1 protein-coding gene is annotated in these 1,417 nt (G+C 44.3%); it reads left to right on the forward strand.

The annotated features are described in order from the left end of the window. Window positions 1–450 precede the first annotated feature (450 nt). Window positions 451–1,417, forward strand: a 967-nt coding sequence (locus BCT81_RS25720) for an NAD(P)/FAD-dependent oxidoreductase (protein ID WP_102426301.1), incomplete at its 3' end; no start/stop codon positions are given.

A 1,417-nucleotide genomic window follows, 5' to 3' on the forward strand; every position in this document is an offset into this window, starting at 1 on the left:
GTATTTTAGGACGAGACATGAATGTAACGTTACTATTGATGATGCTGTCGTAGCTGCTATGTTGATAAGTTTGCGCAAACGTTAACTATTTGGCGGCGAATCCTCATTGAGGGTAAGGATTTTAGTTGCGGTCATCGGTTTGCTATATATAATGTTCCAAAGCAAAATATTTTGATAAATATCAAAAAAAATTGAGAGCGAGTGATAAAACTTGCCCATTATTTGTGTACTACCTCTAAGGTTGTCACCTTTTTTATCCATGTGAGTAAGGCGATAAACGGATGTTTGTTGCTTGTAGCCCCTCTAACTACTCGGTGAGCTGTCGTTTTTCTTTTTCGCGGTTATCCAATATGTCACAGCCTTATTTAAAGGCCGAGTAGATACATAGAATTTATCGGTTGGAGTAATCGAGCCGAACCCTATTTATTCATTTTGTAGAGGATTGTCATTGTGACAAAAATTATCGTAGTAGGCGGCGGTGCTGGTGGTTTAGAACTAGCAACTAAGCTAGGCCGCACTTTAGGTCGTAAAAAGCGTGCCCAGATCACTCTGGTAGACCGTAAAGCAAGCCACCTATGGAAACCATTGCTTCATGAAGTAGCAACTGGTTCTCTAGATGAAGGCGTTGATGCATTAAGCTACCGCGCACACGCAAAAAACCATTACTTCGATTTCCAAATGGGCAGCCTGAACGACATCGATCGTGAGCGTAAAGTGATTGCACTTAGCGAACTGAAAGATGAGCACGGTGAGCTGTTAATGCCAAGCCGCGAGCTTGAATACGATATTCTGGTTATGGCACTAGGTTCAACGTCTAATGATTTCAACACTCCAGGCGTTCGTGATAACTGTATTTTCCTTGATAGCCCAGAACAAGCTCACCGTTTCCGTACTGAAATGAACAACCAGTTCTTAAAGCTGCACGCTAAGAATGGTCAAGGTACGGTAGACATCGCGATTGTTGGTGCGGGTGCTACTGGTGTTGAACTGTCGGCTGAGCTCCACAACGCTGTGAAAGAGCTTCGTACATACGGTTTCGGCGATTTAGACTCAAGCAAGTTGAACGTAAACCTAGTAGAAGCCGGCGAGCGTATTCTTCCTGCTCTTCCTCCTCGTATTTCAAGTGCTGCACACTCTGAGCTGACTAAGCTTGGTGTGAACGTTCGCACCAATACTATGGTGACGCAAGCGGACGCTGATGGCCTCACAACGAAAGATGGCGACAAAATCCCAGCTCAAATCATGGTATGGGCAGCAGGTATTAAAGCGCCGGATTTCATGAAAGATATTGGTGGTCTTGAAACTAACCGTATCAACCAACTGGTTGTGAAAAACACGCTGCAAACGACGCTTGATGACAACATCTTTGCTATCGGTGACTTGGCGCAATGTACACAAGCGGATGGTTCTTTTGTTC

This window comes from Vibrio sp. 10N.261.52.A1, assembly GCF_002876325.1.
Classification (GTDB): domain Bacteria; phylum Pseudomonadota; class Gammaproteobacteria; order Enterobacterales; family Vibrionaceae; genus Vibrio; species Vibrio chagasii.